Source organism: Geobacter sp. SVR, from assembly GCF_016865365.1.
In the GTDB taxonomy this organism is placed as follows: domain Bacteria; phylum Desulfobacterota; class Desulfuromonadia; order Geobacterales; family Pseudopelobacteraceae; genus Pelotalea.
Genome location: NZ_AP024469.1, coordinates 3,853,748 through 3,871,114, shown reverse-complemented (window position 1 = coordinate 3,871,114; position 17,367 = coordinate 3,853,748). Strand labels below are relative to the sequence as shown.

Below are 17,367 nucleotides of genomic sequence, written 5' to 3'. Positions count from 1 at the left end.
GGTTGCCGCCTGCGACAGATGCCGGACATTGCTCGTCGTACTTCTGATTCATGAAGCCCGGAGTGCTCATGTAGCCTCCCCCTCACGACCGGCATGCACTTCAGGCCGGCAGGGAAAGGGAGAACTCCATGAACACCGGCACGCACGACGGTTTCGACCTGTCAGCGCGGTTACCGTTTCCCTGCATGCGGGGTGCACTCGGAGCTCATGCGGCGGAATAACCATTTATTTATCCTGATTAGCGCCAATCTTCCGTCAAGAGTCCCCCCCTTTGAAAAAGGGGGGCCAGGGGGGATTTGAAGTAGCGCCGTTACCGGCAAATCCCCCTAAATCCCCTTTAGGCCCTTTAGGTCCTTTTTCAAAGGGGGACTTGGCACGTGATTGCTGTTAGCGGAAGATCAGCGCTAATCAGGGTTATTTATTGACTCGTTGACGTTCGAAGACGTCGCAGCCTGAAGACTTCTCAGCGCCTGCCACGCAGATGTGCCTTACCCGGCGCCGGCATCATTTCGAAATGCCGAAGCCGCAGGCATTTCCGCTACGGCCCACCCGCATCCGGCGTCGATTCCGGTCCGGGCGGGAAGGCCGGGAAGCCACCATCAAAAAAACACGAAAAGGATAACTCCATGAAAACATATCTCTCCCTGCTGTTCTCGGCCTTTATTTCGGCAGTCATCTTCGGGTGCGGCGGTTCCGGCGGCACCTCCGCACCTGCACCTCAGACCACGTCAGTTTCCGGTGTCGTGCTGGCCGGGCCGGCGGCAGGAACAACGGTCATCGTAAAAACCGCCGCCGGAACAGAGGTGGCACGGACCGCCGCGCCGACCGACGTTAATGGCGCCTTCACCGTAGCCATTCCCACCTCGGCCCTCTCCTCGGACCTGATTTTCGAGGCCAGCGGCGGAAGCTTCACCGACGAGGCGACCGCGACCACGGGAGTGGCGCTGGGCACCTTCACCGCCCACGTGGCGGCCGGCACCCTGGCTGCCGGAGGCAACGTAACCATCGACCCTTCCAGCACCATCATCCAGAAGCTTGTGGCAGGAGGCAGAACCAGGACCGCCGCCTTTTCCGCCTTCAGCAGCGCCTTCGGCTACAAGCCGAATCCCGCCATCAAACCGGCCTTTGCCAACCAGTCCAGCGCTGCCGTGCCTGCCGAACGCCTGGCAGGACTCAAGGTGGCCGCTTTCAGCCAGTTGACCAAAGACTTCGGACTGGCGCCCGCCCAGCAGAGCGAGCTGCTCCAGGCCCTGGCCGAGGACCTTGCCGACGGCGTGCTGGACGGCAGACATAACGGCACCGTTGTCACGACCGCATCTGGCACCGCCATTCCGGAAGATGCCGGCAATTGCTTCGTACAATCCCAGGTAACGTTCGTGACCGGCACGAACAACAAAACCGGGCTGACCATCGACAAGATCGAGGCGCTGCCGTTCAACACGGTGGCCCTGACTTCCAGTTACAAAGTGGAGTATGTTCCCGGTGCGATGGCTGCGGCCCAGGGCAAGACCAGCTTCAGGATCAGGGTGAGCAACCCGGATGGTACGCCGGCCACCGGCAAGATCATCACCCTGATACCCACCATGTACATGGCCTCCATGTCACATGCGGCACCGGTCGATGCGGTGGTGGAATCCGCCGTCCCCGGCACCTATGATTGCACCGTCTATTATCTGATGGCATCCGGTCCCGGCATGGGTGTCTGGGAACTGAAGGTGAAGATCGGCACCGAAACCGTCGTCTTCTACCCCTCGGTCGCCATGTCCATGGGCTCCACCAGCCGTGCCACCCTCAAGGGGAATGCCGACCTGATCGCCGGCATGATGGGCATGGGCACTGCCAAGCGCACCTATTACCTGTTCAACGAGGGGCTGAGCAACGGAACCTTTACGCTGTTCATCGCGGCCCAGGACGACGCCATGATGATGACGTTCGCGCCCGTTTTTCCGGGCAGTACGCTCCACGACCAGACCGGCGCAGCGGTGGCGGTTTCCGCCATGACGGTGGAACTGTCCACGGACAAGGCGACCTGGATAGCGGCCACGGATAGCGGCAACGGCCACTGGTCCGCGGCCGGGCTGACGCTGCCCGCCAGCGGGGGACACCTCTATGCCAGGGTTACGGTCAACGGCGAACAGAAGACCACCGACGGCAGCGCGGCAACGGCAACGAACGGCGTGGCCGACTTCACCATCGCCGCAACCGGCGGCATGTAACCGCCTATGAAAGCATTTCATTCATTCATCGTCACGGCAGCCCTCCTCGCGGGGGCTGCCCCCCTTTTCCCCGCGTCCGCTCATGCGGCCTCCTGTTGCGGCGGCGGCTCGGCCACCTCGCTGATCGTGCCCAAGTACGCCAGGGCCCTGGCCGACCTTTCCTTTGATATCGAGTCGTACGATGGCTACTGGAACCAGAACGGCACCCACAAGTCGGACCCGCCCGGCTCGGACCTGAAACAGTACCGGCTGAACCTGGGGTACGCCCATCGTCTGGCCAGGGACTGGCAGGCCGGCATCACCCTCCCCTATGTGTGGAACGAAAACAAGTATTCCGGGCTGTCGTCGAGCACCAGCGGTCTCGGCGACACCACGCTTTCCCTCTGGTACGAGGCCCTGGACGACGAATCCGCCTGGAGGATCCGCGAGGCGCGCGACCTGATCCCGGCGGTCACCCTTGGTCTCTCCCTGGTGCTTCCCACCGGCATCTCTCCCTACGATGACGTGAAGAGCAGCTTCGACGTGACCGGCAGGGGCTTTTATCGGCTGGACGGCAATCTGCTGATCGAAAAGACCATCCAGCCCTGGAACGCATCCATCGCCCTCACCTACGGCACCCACTTCGAGCGTTCCGTCAACCGGGAGTATGGCCGGTTTGTGGAGCCCTACCGAAAAGAACTGGGGGACCGCTTCTCCGCCTCGGTCTCGGGCGGATACCGCTATGTGCTCGGCACCGGCGGCGATACCCTGACCGGTACCGCCTCCTACAGCTACCTCCACGAAGACAACGGCAGCATCAACGGCGCCGACGACATCACCGGCGGCTTTGAAAAGCAGTCTGTGGGACTGGCGCTCAGCTACGCCAATCTCGACCGGGACTGGAGCGCCAGGGTTGCGTGGAATCACGCCATTGCCGAAAGCGGCTGGGGCAGGAACTTCCCGACTACCGACATCATTACCGTGGGGGTACGCTATGTTTTCAGGTAATTCAGATCCCATCCAGAAGCGAAACATGCTGCTGCTCATGCTGGTTCTGCTCTGCCTGCTGACCGGCTGCGGCGACAACCTGTTTCCCTCCGGCGAGGACCAGCGTCCGCCGGTCCAGACCGGTACGACCGGCCCGTCGGTCGGACAGCAGGCCCCCGACTTCTCGGCCCGGGATATCACCGGAGCCACTGTCACCCTTTCTTCGGCCCTGGCCGGCAAAAAAGGCCTTGTGCTCTACTTCACCATGTGGTGTCCCATTTGCGACATCCACATGAACCATCTCCGTTCGGTTGTCATGCCCTCCTTTCCCGACGTTGCCTTCCTCCTGGTCGATTACGTTTCCGGTTCCGTTACGGACGCAGCGAACGCCGCAACGTCCGCCGGATACGCCGGCAGCGGCTTCACGGTGCTGGCGGATGTGGGACAGGTGCTGTTGGGCAGTTATCAGGGCACCATGGGGACCACCGTTGTTATCGACGGTACGGGGATCATCACCATGAATGAAGACTATCAGGACGGTTCACGGCTGCGGACCGCATTGACGGCCCTGCCGTAGCACGATCACCATCAGGAGGTTCTATCGATATGTACAAAAAGACTGCAATGACATGCATCCTGGCCGCAGTCCTGCTCGCTGTCATGGCGTTTGCCGCAGCAGCCGGAAACGACATCGACACACACCGCGAATGCACCTACTGCGGCATGGACCGCAAAGCGTACGGCTTCAGCCGGATGCTGGTACGCTACGAGGATGGGAGCGAGGTGGGAACATGCAGCCTGCACTGCACCGTAACGGAATTGGAGAAGCACCGGGACAAACGGGTACGGTCCCTGCTGGTCGCAGACCGCGACACCCGCGCGTTGATCGAGGCGGAAACCGCAGTCTGGGTCATGGGGGGCAGCAAACGGGGGGTCATGACCATGCGCCCCACATGGGCCTTTGGCACCCGAAGCGCGGCCCAGGCCTTTGTTACGGCGAACGGGGGCGAGATCGTGGGTTGGAAAACAGCTTTGGAGGCGGCCCGTCTGGATGCCGCGCCGCCGTCCCGCCGATGACGGGGGACTATAATCTGAATCCGTGAGGCCTCCCGGCCTACGCGCCTGAAAGGCCTCTGCCTTTGCGTTTCTGCGGCATGTGGCATATCGACGGAGGGCCAGCCGTTTCAGCTACCTGCCACAGCCCGGCGACGTTCAGGCCCCGGCTCTTTCAGGTACTCCGGCAGTACGACCTCACGAATTCAGGTATACGCGACACAGCGGTTCCGGCAGGGGCTCAATCCTGCCGGAACCGGCCGAAAGGATCACTAGATGAAACGATATCGATATGTCCCGTTGCTCACGTACAGTGCCATTCTTGCGCTTTCGACGGTCTGCACTGCCCTGGCGGCGCCCCTGGTCCCATCAGCCCGGGACAAATGCCCGGTGTGCGGCATGTTCGTCGCCAAATTCCCTGACTGGACCGCAAGCGTCACCTTCAACGATGCCACGGTGCTCTTTTTCGACGGAGCCAAGGATTTCTTCACATATTATCACGACATCGGGAAGTATACCCCGGCCAGGAGCCGGGCCACGATCGCATCCGTCACGGTCAAGGACTACTACGCGCTCAGGCCGGTCGATGCCCGCCAGGCGTTCTATGTGATGGGAAGCGACGTCTACGGCCCCATGGGCAAGGAACTGGTGCCGTTTGAGAAACAGGCCGACGCCCAGGCCTTTCTCAAGGACCATGGGGGCAGGAAGATCCTGCGTTTCGGAGAAATCACGCCGGCCCTGCTGAAGACGCTGGAATAGCAGGCCGAGAGGTACGCCATGCGCAAATCCACCATTTACCTGCTTTTTACGGCCTGTTCTGTGGCGGCATGCCTCCTGGCGGTGCTGCACGCCGCGTTTCGCCGGCATTACGACGGCAGGACCGAGCGCCGGCATCGCGCAACCCTGGTGCGCGAATTGCGGCTGACCGACCTGTGCCTGTTCACCGATGCACGCTATACCCGCAACCCTGCCATGGCGGACAGGCATGCACCGTTTCAGGAACATCCCGTAGCCCTGGAGCATTTTCCCTCGGGATCGTTCCTATCTCCCCCTGCCGGACTTGAGAGGCCCCATGAACACCTGCGTTAACCGTCACAAAAACATCATCGATTTCGCCCTTTCGTCCCTGCTGCGCCGTAAGGTGAAAAATCTCTCCCTGCTGGCGGTGTACACGCTGATCGTCTTCGTACTCGCCTCGCTGATCTTTTTCGTCCAGGCCGTCAGGCAGGAGGCCGCCGCGATCCTTGCGGAGGCACCCGACATCGTGGTGCAGCGGCTGGCGGCTGGCAGACACGACCTGATACCGGCCGGCTATGCCGAGCGGATCGGCGCCATCCGGGGGGTCGGCAGGGTGGCGCCGCGGCTGTGGGGCTATTACTTTCATCCGGCCTTTGGCGCCACCTATACGGTGATGGTGCCGGAAGAGCCGATCGTCGCGCCGGGGCGAATCCTCGTCGGAGCGGGCGTTGCGCGAAATCAGCAGATCAAGGTCGGGGATGTGACGGCATTGCGCTCCTCCAGGGGCGAGCCGCTGCCGGTAACCGTAGGAGGGGTGTATCCGGCGGCTTCCGACTTGGTGGCGGCCGACCTGATCGTCATGTCCGCCGCCGATTTTCACGCGTTATTCAACCTGCCGCAGGGATATGCCACCGACCTGGCCGTCACCGTGGCCAACTCGCGCGAGCAGGCCACCGTGGCTGCCAAGATCGCGGAACTGTTCCCGGACACGCGCCCCATCCTGAAGAGCGAGATCCTGAGGACCTACGACGCCATTTTCGAATGGCGGGGCGGCATGATGGTCGTGATCCTCGCTACGGCGGTGCTCTCGTTCGTCATATTCGCCTGGGACAAGGCCACCGGCCTCTCCGCCGAGGAGCGCAAGGAGATCGGCATCCTCAAGTCCATCGGCTGGGAAACCTCCGACGTATTGCTGCTCAAGTTCTGGGAAGGGGCCGTGATCTCGCTGACCGCCTTTCTGGTCGGGATCGTGCTGGCCTATGGCCATGTGTTCTTCTTCTCCGCCGGCCTGTTCGAATCGGCGCTGAAGGGATGGTCGGTCCTCTATCCCCGCTTCAGGCTGGTGCCGGTCATCGACGCCTTCCAGGTGACGGTGCTCTTTTTTCTGTCCGTACTCCCCTATACGGCAGCTACCATCGTTCCGGCCTGGCTGGCCGCCTCCAGCGACCCGGACGCCGCCATGAGGTCATGACCATGATCGAACTCTCCCACGTCACCAAAACCTTCAATACCGGCAAGAGCAACCAGTTTACGGCAGTGGACGATGTCTGCCTGACCGTGGAGCCGGGCAGAGTCACCATCCTGAAGGGCCCCAGCGGTTCCGGCAAAACCTCGCTCCTGGCCCTGATCGGCTGCATGGCACGTCCTACGTCGGGCCGCATCCGCCTGCATGGTATCCGGCCCGATTTTCTTCCCGAACGCCCTCCCGAAGAAGGCCTCGACATCTCCAGCCTGCCGGAGCGTTTCCTGACCGGCATCCGGCGCTCGGCCTTCGGCTTCATCTTTCAGCAGTTCAACCTGGTGCGGGGCATCTCGGTCCTGGAAAACATCATGCTCCCGGCCTATCCCACCGGTGAGAGCCATGCCGCCTGCCGCAGCCGGGCCATGGAGCTTCTGGAACTGTTCGCCCTTTCCCGTCAGGCCGCCTCGCGGGTGGAGTGGCTTTCGGGGGGCGAACTGCAGCGCGCCGCCATTGCCAGGGCCCTGATCAACAACCCCGCCGTCATCATCGCCGACGAGCCGACCGCGCACCTGGACAGCACGCTGTCGCGGGAGTTCATGGCGATCGTCGGCACCTTCAGGGAGCAGGGCAGGACCGTGCTGATCGCCAGCCACGATCCGATCGTCTTTGATTCGCCGCTGGCCGACCGGGTGGTGGAGATGCGGGACGGACGCATCATCGGGAGCGGGGGCACACCATGATGCACCCTGCCGTCATCGCCCTGGTACTGACGTCGGTCCTGATCAGCCTGCTGCTCATCTATGCTGGCTGGTACGGATACCATATCCTGCGGAAATGGGACCTGCGCAGCGGCAGCGATTTTCAGCTGCGGCTCGAGCGCCGGACCTATCTGATCTCGGCCATCCTGGGCAGCGTGCTGGTGTTCCAGATCCTCTCCCTGTTCCTGTTCATCTTCACGGCTGACGCGCTCCATTCCCGCTTCGTAGGCGCCATGTGCGCGGCCGGCAGCCTGAACGTGAATCCGTACGGTTATCCGGTGCTGCTGCTCAAGATCGTCAACTGCCTGCTGGCAGGGGTGTGGCTGATCGTCAATCGTGCCGACAACCGGGGCTACGACTACCCCTTGATCAAGGCCAAGTATGCCCTGTTGATGCTGCTGGTCCCGCTGGTGCTGATGGAGACCGTGGCCCTTTTCGGGTATTTCGGGGGATTGCAGGCGAATGTGATCACCTCCTGCTGCGGCAGCCTGTTCAGCCTGGACAAGCGGAACATCGCCGGGGACCTGGCCGCCCTGCCGGCCGCTCCGATGGCGGTACTCTTCTTCGGCGCCATGGTGCTGACCATGGTGAGCGGGGCGTGGTTCCGGCTGAAAGACCGCGGCGGCTACCTGTTTTCGGCCGCCAGCTTTGTCGCCTTCATCATGGCAGCCGCCTCGCTGGTCTCATTCATCTGCCTCTACTTCTACGAACTGCCGACCCACCACTGCCCCTTCTGCCTCCTGCAGCAGGAGTACGGCCATGTCGGTTATGTCCTGTATGCCACGCTGCTGGGAGGGGGCACTGCGGGACTGGGGGTAGGGGCGCTGATGCCCTTCAGAAACCGCAGCAGCCTGGTGCGGATCATTCCATCGATCCAGCGCAGGCTGGTCCTGGTTGCCATGGTGCTGTACCTGCTCTTCACCCTGATCGTGGCCGGAAAGATGCTGTCAACCCCTTTCAGGTTGATGGTCGGGGGCCTGCCTTGAAATCTGCCGGATAATCGGACGAGCAGTTGCACGCCCTCCCTGTTCTCACGTTCCATTCCAAAGTTCACCCTGGTTGCAGCCGTGCAGATGCTATGCTATTACTGTGAGCATTTCAAAGCCGAGCGAGACTTTCATGCCCGATACCGATACCAGCCTGCATCCCTTCCAGACCCTGACCCCGGCCTTTATCATGGATGCCGTCGAAAGCCAGGGCTTTCGCTGCGACTGCCGCACCCTGGCGCTCAACAGCTACGAGAACCGGGTTTATCAGGTCGGCATCGAGGAGGCGCAGCCGCTGATCGCCAAGTTCTACCGCCCCGGACGCTGGAGCGACGAGCAGATCCTCGAGGAACACCGCTTCTGCTTCGAGCTGGCCGAACACGAGCTGCCGGTGGTGGCGCCCTGGATGAATCCGGACGGGGCCAGCCTGTTCCGCCACGGGGAGTTCCGCTTTGCCCTGTACCCGCGCCAGGGGGGGCACGCCCCGGAGTTCGACAACCTGGACAACCTGCTGATCCTGGGGCGCATGCTGGGCCGGATCCACTCCATCGGCGCAGTGCAGCCCTTCAGTCACCGCCCGGTGCTGGACAGCCGCACCTTCGGGCATGAAGCCGTGGCGCTGATAATCGAACGCTTCATCCCCCAGGAGTACCTAGCCAGCTACCAGGCCGTGACCAGCCAGCTGCTCGAAGCCATCGATGCGCTGCTGGCCGATTTCGGCCCGCTCCGTCTGATCCGGACCCACGGCGACTGCCATGCCGGAAATATCCTCTGGCGCGACAATGCCCCGCACTTCGTCGATTTCGACGACGCCCGCCTGGCCCCGGCGGTGCAGGATCTCTGGATGATGCTCTCCGGCGACCGGCAGCGCCGCACCGCCCAGTTGGAGGCGCTGATCGAGGGCTACAACGAGTTCAACCGCTTCGACCCGCGCGAGCTGCGCCTGGTCGAGGCGCTGCGCACCCTGCGCATGCTCCATTACAGCGCCTGGCTCGGCAGCCGCTGGCACGATCCGATCTTTCCCGCGACCTTCCCCTGGTTCAATACCGTGCGCTACTGGGGGGAACAGATCCTGGAGCTGCGCGAGCAACTGGCGCTGCTGGACGAGCCGCCACTGGAGCTGGAGTGAGATCAGAAGCTGGAGCAGCTCGTCGTTGCGACCCGGAATGTAATGTGATAGTGTTAGAAACTCTTGAGGCTTCAGGAGGACGATTTGTGAAAAACTGCCTTAAATTCAGCGATATACAAGGTGTTTTACTTCGGCTGGCCAAGGGGCTGTCGAAACCTGCACTGCTGACGGCACTGGTCCTGTCAGCCGCCCCGGTGTCCGCCCATGTCGAGGAACACCAGCAACACTCGGAACAGGCCGCTTCGCCACAAAAGGCTGCGGTCGGCCTGGAGGAACATCTCGGCGCCAAGCTTCCTCTGGACATCGCTTTTCGGGACGAGTCAGGCAGATCGGTCCGCCTGGGGGGGCTGATCAGCGGCCCCACCATCATCCTGCCGGTCTATTACGGCTGCACCAATGTCTGCAATTATCTCCAGAGCGGGTTGGCCCGCGTGCTGCCGGACATCCGGCGCACCCCCGGCCAAGACTACCGGGTGATCTCGATCAGCATCGACGATACCGAGACGTCTGAACAGGCGGCACGTGCCAAACGCATGTACCTGACAAACATGAAGCCCCCTCTTCCCCCACAAGCTTGGCGCTTCCTGACCGGCGACGCGGCTGACATCCGGCGCCTGACCGAGGCTGCCGGTTACCATTTCCAGCGTAAAGGGCGCGATTTCATTCATCCGGTGGCGAGTCTGGTGATTGCCGGGGACGGTACCATCGTGCGTTACCTGTACGGGACCTCGTTCCTGGCCAAAGACGTGAGCCTGGCGCTGGTCGAGGCGCGTGAGGGGAGAGTGGGGACCACCATCCGCAAGGTGGTCGACTACTGCTTCACCTATGACCCGGCCAACAAGACCTACGTCTTCAATCTGCTGCGGGTCAGCGCCACAGTGGTGATCCTGTGCACGGGCGGTTTTCTGGCATATCTGATCGTGACCGGCAGAAAATGCGGCGGCAAGGGAACATCCTGAATCCGGGTGACGCCTTCCTGCCTCCGCGCCTGAAAGGCCTCTACCTCTGCAGCGCGGCGGTTTAAAGCGTTTCTGCGGCGGGGGCGGCTTTTTCAGGCGCTCCTGCAGTCCGGCGTCACCCCTGGATACAGGACATATATGATTGTTTTTGACCGCTCAATCGGAGGACACATGAACCAGGTTGAACAGGCTGATATCCCCGCCGCAGGCGGGTTTTGGAACGATACCGGCAAGCGCGGCATCACTGCCTGGATCTTTTCTACCGATCATAAACGGATCGGGCTTCTGTATCTGTACTCGGTGTTCGGATTCTTCCTGGTGGGGGCGGTGCTCGGGCTTTTGCTGAGGATCGAACTGATGGCGCCGGGCCGCACCATCATGAATGCCCAGACCTACAACGCCTTGTTTACGGTGCACGGGGTGGTGATGATTTTTCTGTTCATCATTCCCGGCTTCCAGGGCTCTTTCGGTAATCTGGTCATGCCGATCCAGATCGGCGCCCGGGACGTCTCGTTTCCGCGCCTGAACCTTCTGTCCTGGTGGCTGTTCATCATCGGGGCAGTGATCATCGTGGTTGCGCTTTTTACCGGCGGCGGTCCCCCCGATACCGGCTGGACCTTCTACGTACCTTTCAGCTCACGCACCGGGACCAATGTTTCCCTGGCCGTTTTCGGCGTGTTCGTGATCGGTTTTTCATCGATCCTGACCGGCCTCAATTTCGTCACCACCATCCACCGCCTGCGGGCCGAGGGGATGAGTTGGAGCCGGGTCCCGCTCTTTACCTGGTCGCTGTATGCCACGGCCTGGGTGCAGATTCTGGCGACCCCGATCCTGGCCATCACCCTGGTGCTGGTAATGGCGGAAAGGCTCCTTGGCACAGGCCTGTTTGATCCCGGCCAGGGGGGAGACCCGATCATGTACCAGCATCTGTTCTGGATCTATTCCCACCCGGCGGTCTACATCATGATCCTGCCGGCCATGGGGGTGATTTCGGACATCGTCCCGGTCTTTTCCCGCAAACCGATCTTCGGCTACAAGATGATCGCTTTTTCCAGTCTCGCCATCGCTGCGGCCGGTTCCATCGTCTGGGGCCACCACATGTTCACCAGCGGCATGAGCGATACCGCCGTCCTGGTGTTTTCGTTCCTGACCTTCATCGTGGCCATTCCCTCGGCCATCAAGGTATTCAACTGGGTTTCGACCCTCTACAAGGGCTCCATCTCACTGGAAGCCCCGATGCTGTTCGCGCTCTCCTTTATCCTGCTGTTCTCGATCGGCGGGTTGTCCGGTCTGATCCTGGGCGCGGCTGCCACTGACATCCATGTGCATGACACCCACTTCGTGGTCGGGCATTTCCATTACGTCATGTTCGGCGGTGCCGGCTTCGCCTTTTTCGCTGCCATGCACTACTGGCTGCCCAAATTCTACGGCCGCAGGTACGCCGAGAAACCGGCCGTGATTGCCTGGGCGCTGATGTTCACCGGTTTCAATATCCTCTACTTTACCATGCAGGTGCTCGGCATGCGCGGCATGCCCCGGCGCTACTACGACTATCTGCCCGAGTTCGCCCCCCTCAACCTGGTGGCCACCATCGGCAGCTGGATTCTGGCGGCCGGACTGGTGCTGATGGTGATCAACCTGTTCCGGGGACTGTTCAAGGGAGCGGAATTCAGCGGCAATCCCTGGGGGGGCGCCACCCTGGAGTGGAGCGTTCCGACACCGCCCCCCTCGGAAAATTTCCTGCAGGAACCGGTGGTGACACACGGACCCTATGATTATCGGGGGGCGGGCATCCCATGAGCCATCCAATGCATAAGGATTACACCGGGGCCAAGCTCGGCATGTGGCTGTTTCTGTTTACCGAGCTCCTGTTGTTCAGCGGCCTGTTCCTGCTCTATGCGGTCTACCTTCGCCGTTATCCCCACGAGTTCACCACCGCCGGAAAACAGCTGAACTGGGTCCTCGGGAGCGCCAATACGGTGATCCTGCTGACCAGCAGCCTTTTTGCCGCCATGGCGGTGACAGCCGCACAGCGCAGCGAAGCGCGCCGGGCAGTGGGACTGATCGGCGGTACCATCCTCTGTGCCACGGGGTTCATGATCATCAAGTATTTCGAATGGAGCGCCAAAATCGGCCACGGCATCTATCCCGGCTCGGAGCACCTGAAGGCCGGGGCGCCGGGAGAATCGGTCTTCTTCGGTCTCTACTACATGACTACCGGCATTCACGGCCTGCACGTCCTGATCGGAGGGGGGCTGCTGGCCTGGATCGCCGCCAAGGTCAAGGGGGGTTCGGTCAACGCCGAACACTTTGTTCTGCTGGAGAACGGGGCGCTTTACTGGCATCTGGTCGATCTGATCTGGATCTTCATCTTTCCGCTGTACTATCTGATCCTGTAACCGCCGTTGCAGATTATTGCGCCGCGTATCTCGCCTTTCCCGGGAATGCAAGAGGTCATACATGAGAGAACAGCACCACATCATAAGCTACCGCACATTGACCCTGGTCTGGATAGCTCTGCTGGTCCTGACGGTTGTCACCGTGCTGGTGACGCGTTTCGACCTGGGGGGCTATCGCGTGCTGGTGGCCCTGGCGGTCGCCTCGCTCAAGGCCGGGCTCGTGATCGCCGTATTCATGCACATGAAGCACGAAGGCCGGCTGCTGCGCGCTCTGTTGTTCGTGGCCCTCGTGGCCATTGCCGTCAACATCGGGTTTACCTTTTTCGATGTGCTGTATCGATAACCGCCTGTGAGGAGACGCCGTGAACCCCATGCATCCGATAACAACGACCGAAGCGATCGATCCGGTCTTCATGTTCATCTTCGGAGCCTGTCTGGTGCTGTTGATCGGCATCACAGCCGCCATGGTGACCTTTGTCGTCCGTTACCACCGTTCCCGCTCCCCGGAGCCGACCTCGCGGGTGGAGAACAACCTGCGTCTGGAGGTGGTCTGGACCCTGCTGCCGACCTTACTGGTGCTGGCCATGTTCTATTACGGCTGGGCCGGTTACCTGGCATTGCGCAACGTGCCGGAAGGGGCGATGGAGGTGACCGCAACTGCTCGCATGTGGTCATGGAGCTTCAGTTATGCCAACGGCAGGACTGCCACCAAGCTGTACGTTCCGGTGGGCAAGCCGGTCAAGGTGGAGTTGGTGTCGCCGGACGTGGTGCACGGCTTCTACGTGCCCGCCTTCCGGGTCAAGCGCGACGTGGTGCCGGGCATGAAGAACCATGTCTGGTTCGTGGCCGACAAGGCCGGTTCCTACGACCTGTTCTGCTCGCAGTACTGCGGCACCGGGCACTCGGCCATGATCACCACCATCGAGGCGCTGCCCGCGCCGGAGTTTGCCGCCTGGCTGCAGCAGGAAACCGCCGGCGCCGCCGGTAACGGCAGGACGCTGATGGAGAAGCATGGCTGCGTCGGATGCCATTCCCTGGACGGCTCGCCCAGCATCGGTCCCACCTTGAAAGGGCTGTTCGGCAGTCAGGTCAAAGTGACCAAGGATGGCAAGCCGCTGACGGTGACCGCCGACAGGGCTTTCCTGATAGAGTCCATCCGTGAGCCGATGGCGACCGTGGTGGAGGGGTTCCAGCCGATCATGCCCGCCAATCCTGATCTGTCCAAGGAAGATCTGGAGGCGATCGTCGAATTCATTAAGGAATTGAAATGATCGTCTCCCTGATGCGGCTGTTCCGTCCGCGCCTGGTGTTGCTGAACGGTATCGCCGCTCTGGGGGGCTGTTTCCTGTTTTCGGCCGGTACGCACCCGGCGTTGTTGGTCGAGGTCTACGGCGGGGTCGTTCTGCTGGCTGCGGCCGGTTCTGCATTGAATCAGGTGCTGGAGCGGGATATCGACCGCCTGATGGTGCGGACATGTCTGCGCCCGTTGCCCAGCGGGGATTTGACGCCGCTCCGCGCAGCCGCCATCGGCGGCGCGGCCGCCCTGGCCGGCCTGCTTCTGCTGGCGGCGGCCGGAGGCGCTTTGCCGGCCCTGCTGGGGGGGGTGGCCCTGGCCTGGTACCTGGCGGTGTATACCCCCCTCAAACGTCATACCTCTCTTGCCCCGGTCGTGGGCGCCCTGTGCGGAGCCATGACGCCTCTGATCGGCTGGAGTGCTGCCGGTGGAGATCCCCGCGATTTCCGCGCGGTGTTGCTGGCAGGCCTGTTGTATCTGTGGCAGATTCCGCATTTCCGGCTGTTTCAAAGCAGGCACATCAACGACTATCGCTGCACCGGACTGCCGCTTTTGGGATCGGCTTCGGAACGCCATGCTTCCGTCGCCTACCTGCTGCCCTGGCTGATGGCACTGGCCGCTGTCGCCATGCTTCTGCCGGCTTTTGGCCTGATCGGTCCGAAGCTGGCCCCCTGGTTCGCCACGGTTCCCCTGGTGCCTGTTGTCATGGCCTTCTGCCGCTGTGACTCGGCCCTTTTTTCCTACCTGAATTTCTTTCCCCTGCTGGTGACCCTGGCAATCCTGCTTGAGCGACAGAAGCTTTTTTGCTGGTAGCCAAAATATGTCGTTGCACAGATGGCTGGGCTTGAGGATGTTTTTTCGGGTTGATTTGCACTGAGGTTTTACATAGGGTAGGGCGCTGCACGGTGCCGCGGGTGCGGACCATATTCCGAACCAGGAGATTATGAATGCTGAAAAGAAATCTGAGCGACCTGCTGGAGAGCAACCGTGATTGGTCCATCCGGATGACTGGGCAGGATGCCTCCTTTTTTCAGCGGCTGGTCAACCAACATGCCCCGGAATATCTCTGGATCGGCTGTTCCGACAGCCGGGTGCCGGCCAATGAAATTGTCGGGCTGCTGCCGGGGGAGCTGTTCGTTCACCGCAATGTGGCCAATGTCGTCATCCATACCGATCTGAACTGTCTCTCGGTGATCCAGTACGCGGTTGAGGTACTGAAGGTCAGACATATCATCGTCTGTGGTCACTACGGCTGCGGCGGTATCGAGGCTGCGCTGGAGAACAGAAAGCTCGGCTTGATCGACAATTGGCTGCGACATGTCCAGGATGTGCAGCAGAAACACCAGCGGCGGCTCTTACCACAGGAGTCATCGAAATCGGTCTCTGACCGGCTGTGCGAACTGCACGTGATCGAGCAGGTCGTGAACGTCTGTAAAACCACCATCGTGCGCGAGGCATGGGAGCGTGGGCAAAACCTGGTGATACACGGCTGGATCTATAGCCTCAAGAACGGACTGGTGACCGATCTCGGGATCTCGGTGGCCGATGCCGGTGAGCTTGACCAGATCTACGATGCGGCCCTGAGCGGCCTGAACAATTGCGGGTGCTGCGCCTGAGGCGTACTGTGACGCCGAAGGGCCTGTGATATAACTACAGATAAGGGGACGGGCGCCGGGAAGATACGCGGAATCCAGAGTGCACACAGCCGGGGAGGATGAACCATGGCGCAAAAGATCTTCATCGCGGCCACCGGACAGAACTGCGGCAAGACGACCACCAGCATTTCACTGCTACATCTGGCCCTGAAAAAATATGCACGGGTCGGCTTCATCAAGCCCTTGGGACCCAAACCCGCCATGCTGCGAGGGATACCGGTCGATAAGGACGCGGCCCTGATAGCCGAAGTGTTCGGCCTTCAGAAAGATCTGCGCTCCATGTCACCAGTGGTGGTGTATCCCGAAACCGCCCGCCGGTTCATCGACGGCGACATCGCTCTGGCAGACCTCCGGGACAGGATTCTGCAGGCTTTTGCAGAACTGGAGCGGCGCTGCGATTTCATCATCATCGAAGGCTCCGGCCACCCCGGCGTCGGTTCGGTCCTGAAACTTTCCAATGCCCGCATCGCCCGCATGCTTGATGCACCGGTGCTGATGGTCTCGGGGGGCGGGGTGGGGAACGTGGTCGACACGATCTGCATGAACCTGGCCCTGTTCGAGAAGGAGGGTGCCGAGGTGCGGGCTGTGCTGGCCAACAAGCTCATTCCCGAAAAGCGCGAGCGGGTGCTGGATTACCTCCGGCGTGCGCTGTCGGACCAGCCCTTCCGCATCATCGGCGGATTCGATTACCAGCCGGTCCTGGCCAACCCGACCCTGCGGCGCATATCGCGCCTGTTGAACCTGCCGCTGCACGGCAACCGCCGCGAGATGGGGCGCATCATCCACAACGTCCAGATCGGCGCCGCATCGACCCAGCGCATCACCGAACTGCTCAAGGAGTCATCCCTGCTGATCGTTACCAGCAGCCGCGACGAATTGCTGGTGACCCTGGCCAACCTGTACCAGATGCCGGAATACCGCTCGCGCATTGCCGGCCTGGTCATTCCCGGGATCAGCCAGATCAGCACCATCACCCAGCGTATCCTCGACCGCAGCCGCATCCCTTACCTGCGCACCGAGCTGCAGACCACTGCCGAACTGTACCGCATCATTACGGAGGATGTGTCCAAGACCACTGCCGAAGACACCGAAAAGCTGGACCTGGTGCGGAATCTGGCCGAACGCAGCCTGGATTTCGACGAGCTTGACCTCCTTTTCACCCCTTCGACCAGCATACGAACCGCATAATTGCTACTGCCATTTGACCTAAAACGGCAGTCAGCCACAGGGATCACAGAGAGGAATAACGATAAAAATCTACTTTAAGTCACGTGCCGCTGAAGACGTGTAAAGCTGTAACTGCTTGAATTTTCTCCATGACCTCTGTGATAAATGGTCTGCAGATTCAATTTTCGAAAGGGGTCGCCATGTTCACGTCGTTTACACGCACTGCCGCACTGATGGCCGTTCCTGTCTGCCTGATCATGGCCTGCAGCCCTCAGGGTTCGAAAACGAACAACGAGGCGCCAAAAGTGGTTCCGGTGCAGAAACCGCAGAGTGCCTCGGGCGAGGAGCTGTTCCGTCAGTTCTGCAGCAGTTGTCATCCCGATGGCGGCAATGTCAGCGATCCTGCCAGGAACCTGCGCGGTGCAACTCTGCGAGCCAACAATATCACTACCCCCGAGGATATCGTCAGGGTTGTGCGCAAACCCCGCTCGCGCATGATCAGGTTCGATGAGGCCAGCCTGCCCGACCGGGATGCCCGGGCAATCGCCGACTATATTCTGCGTTCCTTCAAATGACAGGTTCTGA

General features: G+C 61.3%; 19 protein-coding genes. All 19 read left to right on the top strand.

Annotated elements, in window-relative coordinates:
* Window positions 1-626: 626 nt before the first annotated feature.
* The 19 genes from GSVR_RS18085 to GSVR_RS17995 all read left to right on the top strand — a co-directional run bounded on the left by GSVR_RS18085 (window position 627) and on the right by GSVR_RS17995 (window position 17,357).
* Window positions 627-2,216, top strand: coding sequence for a hypothetical protein (locus GSVR_RS18085; protein ID WP_173201993.1), 1,590 nt, complete (start codon window positions 627-629; stop codon window positions 2,214-2,216).
* Between the two features lie 6 nt (window positions 2,217-2,222).
* Window positions 2,223-3,203 (top strand): hypothetical protein, encoded by a 981-nt coding sequence (locus GSVR_RS18080; protein WP_173201992.1) that lies wholly within the window; start codon window positions 2,223-2,225, stop codon window positions 3,201-3,203.
* Window positions 3,204-3,228: 25 nt separating this feature from the next.
* Window positions 3,229-3,759, top strand: coding sequence for a peroxiredoxin (locus tag GSVR_RS18075; protein WP_173201991.1), 531 nt, complete (start codon window positions 3,229-3,231; stop codon window positions 3,757-3,759).
* A 29-nt stretch (window positions 3,760-3,788) separates the two neighbouring features.
* A complete protein-coding gene (locus tag GSVR_RS18070; protein ID WP_173201990.1) occupies window positions 3,789-4,259 on the top strand; it encodes a nitrous oxide reductase accessory protein NosL in 471 nt (156 codons plus the stop codon).
* Between the two features lie 252 nt (window positions 4,260-4,511).
* Window positions 4,512-4,994, top strand: a complete 483-nt coding sequence (locus GSVR_RS18065; protein WP_173201989.1) for a nitrous oxide reductase accessory protein NosL — start codon at window positions 4,512-4,514, stop codon at window positions 4,992-4,994.
* An 18-nt stretch (window positions 4,995-5,012) separates the two neighbouring features.
* On the top strand, window positions 5,013-5,324 hold the full coding sequence (locus tag GSVR_RS18060) for a hypothetical protein (protein ID WP_173201988.1): 312 nt from the start codon (window positions 5,013-5,015) through the stop codon (window positions 5,322-5,324).
* Window positions 5,308-6,444, top strand: a complete 1,137-nt coding sequence (locus tag GSVR_RS18055; protein WP_173201987.1) for an ABC transporter permease — start codon at window positions 5,308-5,310, stop codon at window positions 6,442-6,444. Before GSVR_RS18060 ends, GSVR_RS18055 begins: the two co-directional genes overlap by 17 nt.
* A gap of 2 nt (window positions 6,445-6,446) precedes the next feature.
* Entirely contained in the window at window positions 6,447-7,175 is a 729-nt protein-coding gene (locus tag GSVR_RS18050) for an ABC transporter ATP-binding protein (protein ID WP_173202051.1), read from the top strand.
* Window positions 7,172-8,179 carry a hypothetical protein gene (locus tag GSVR_RS18045; RefSeq protein ID WP_173201986.1) on the top strand — a complete coding sequence of 336 codons (1,008 nt, stop codon included), beginning with the start codon at window positions 7,172-7,174 and terminating at the stop codon, window positions 8,177-8,179. Before GSVR_RS18050 ends, GSVR_RS18045 begins: the two co-directional genes overlap by 4 nt.
* 133 nt (window positions 8,180-8,312) lie before the next feature.
* Window positions 8,313-9,308 carry a serine/threonine protein kinase gene (locus tag GSVR_RS18040; RefSeq protein ID WP_173201985.1) on the top strand — a complete coding sequence of 332 codons (996 nt, stop codon included), beginning with the start codon at window positions 8,313-8,315 and terminating at the stop codon, window positions 9,306-9,308.
* A gap of 86 nt (window positions 9,309-9,394) precedes the next feature.
* On the top strand, window positions 9,395-10,267 hold the full coding sequence (locus GSVR_RS18035) for an SCO family protein (protein ID WP_173201984.1): 873 nt from the start codon (window positions 9,395-9,397) through the stop codon (window positions 10,265-10,267).
* 171 nt (window positions 10,268-10,438) lie between these two features.
* Window positions 10,439-12,067, top strand: coding sequence for a cytochrome c oxidase subunit I (gene ctaD / locus GSVR_RS18030; RefSeq protein WP_173201983.1), 1,629 nt, complete (start codon window positions 10,439-10,441; stop codon window positions 12,065-12,067).
* Window positions 12,064-12,666 carry a cytochrome c oxidase subunit 3 family protein gene (locus GSVR_RS18025; RefSeq protein ID WP_173201982.1) on the top strand — a complete coding sequence of 201 codons (603 nt, stop codon included), beginning with the start codon at window positions 12,064-12,066 and terminating at the stop codon, window positions 12,664-12,666. Before ctaD ends, GSVR_RS18025 begins: the two co-directional genes overlap by 4 nt.
* A gap of 61 nt (window positions 12,667-12,727) precedes the next feature.
* Window positions 12,728-13,009: a cytochrome C oxidase subunit IV family protein gene (locus GSVR_RS18020; RefSeq protein WP_173201981.1), complete on the top strand. Its 282-nt coding sequence runs from the start codon at window positions 12,728-12,730 to the stop codon at window positions 13,007-13,009.
* Window positions 13,010-13,037: 28 nt separating this feature from the next.
* Window positions 13,038-13,937: a cytochrome c oxidase subunit II gene (gene coxB / locus GSVR_RS18015; RefSeq protein WP_173202050.1), complete on the top strand. Its 900-nt coding sequence runs from the start codon at window positions 13,038-13,040 to the stop codon at window positions 13,935-13,937.
* A complete protein-coding gene (locus GSVR_RS18010) occupies window positions 13,934-14,773 on the top strand; it encodes a UbiA family prenyltransferase (protein ID WP_173201980.1) in 840 nt (279 codons plus the stop codon). Before coxB ends, GSVR_RS18010 begins: the two co-directional genes overlap by 4 nt.
* A gap of 134 nt (window positions 14,774-14,907) precedes the next feature.
* The gene (gene can, locus GSVR_RS18005) at window positions 14,908-15,576 is read left to right on the top strand and encodes a carbonate dehydratase (protein ID WP_173201979.1); all 669 of its coding nucleotides are present in this window, start codon (window positions 14,908-14,910) and stop codon (window positions 15,574-15,576) included.
* Between the two features lie 105 nt (window positions 15,577-15,681).
* Window positions 15,682-16,803, top strand: coding sequence for a phosphotransacetylase family protein (locus tag GSVR_RS18000; protein ID WP_173201978.1), 1,122 nt, complete (start codon window positions 15,682-15,684; stop codon window positions 16,801-16,803).
* 179 nt (window positions 16,804-16,982) lie between these two features.
* Window positions 16,983-17,357: a cytochrome c gene (locus GSVR_RS17995; RefSeq protein WP_173201977.1), complete on the top strand. Its 375-nt coding sequence runs from the start codon at window positions 16,983-16,985 to the stop codon at window positions 17,355-17,357.
* Window positions 17,358-17,367: the final 10 nt, after the last annotated feature.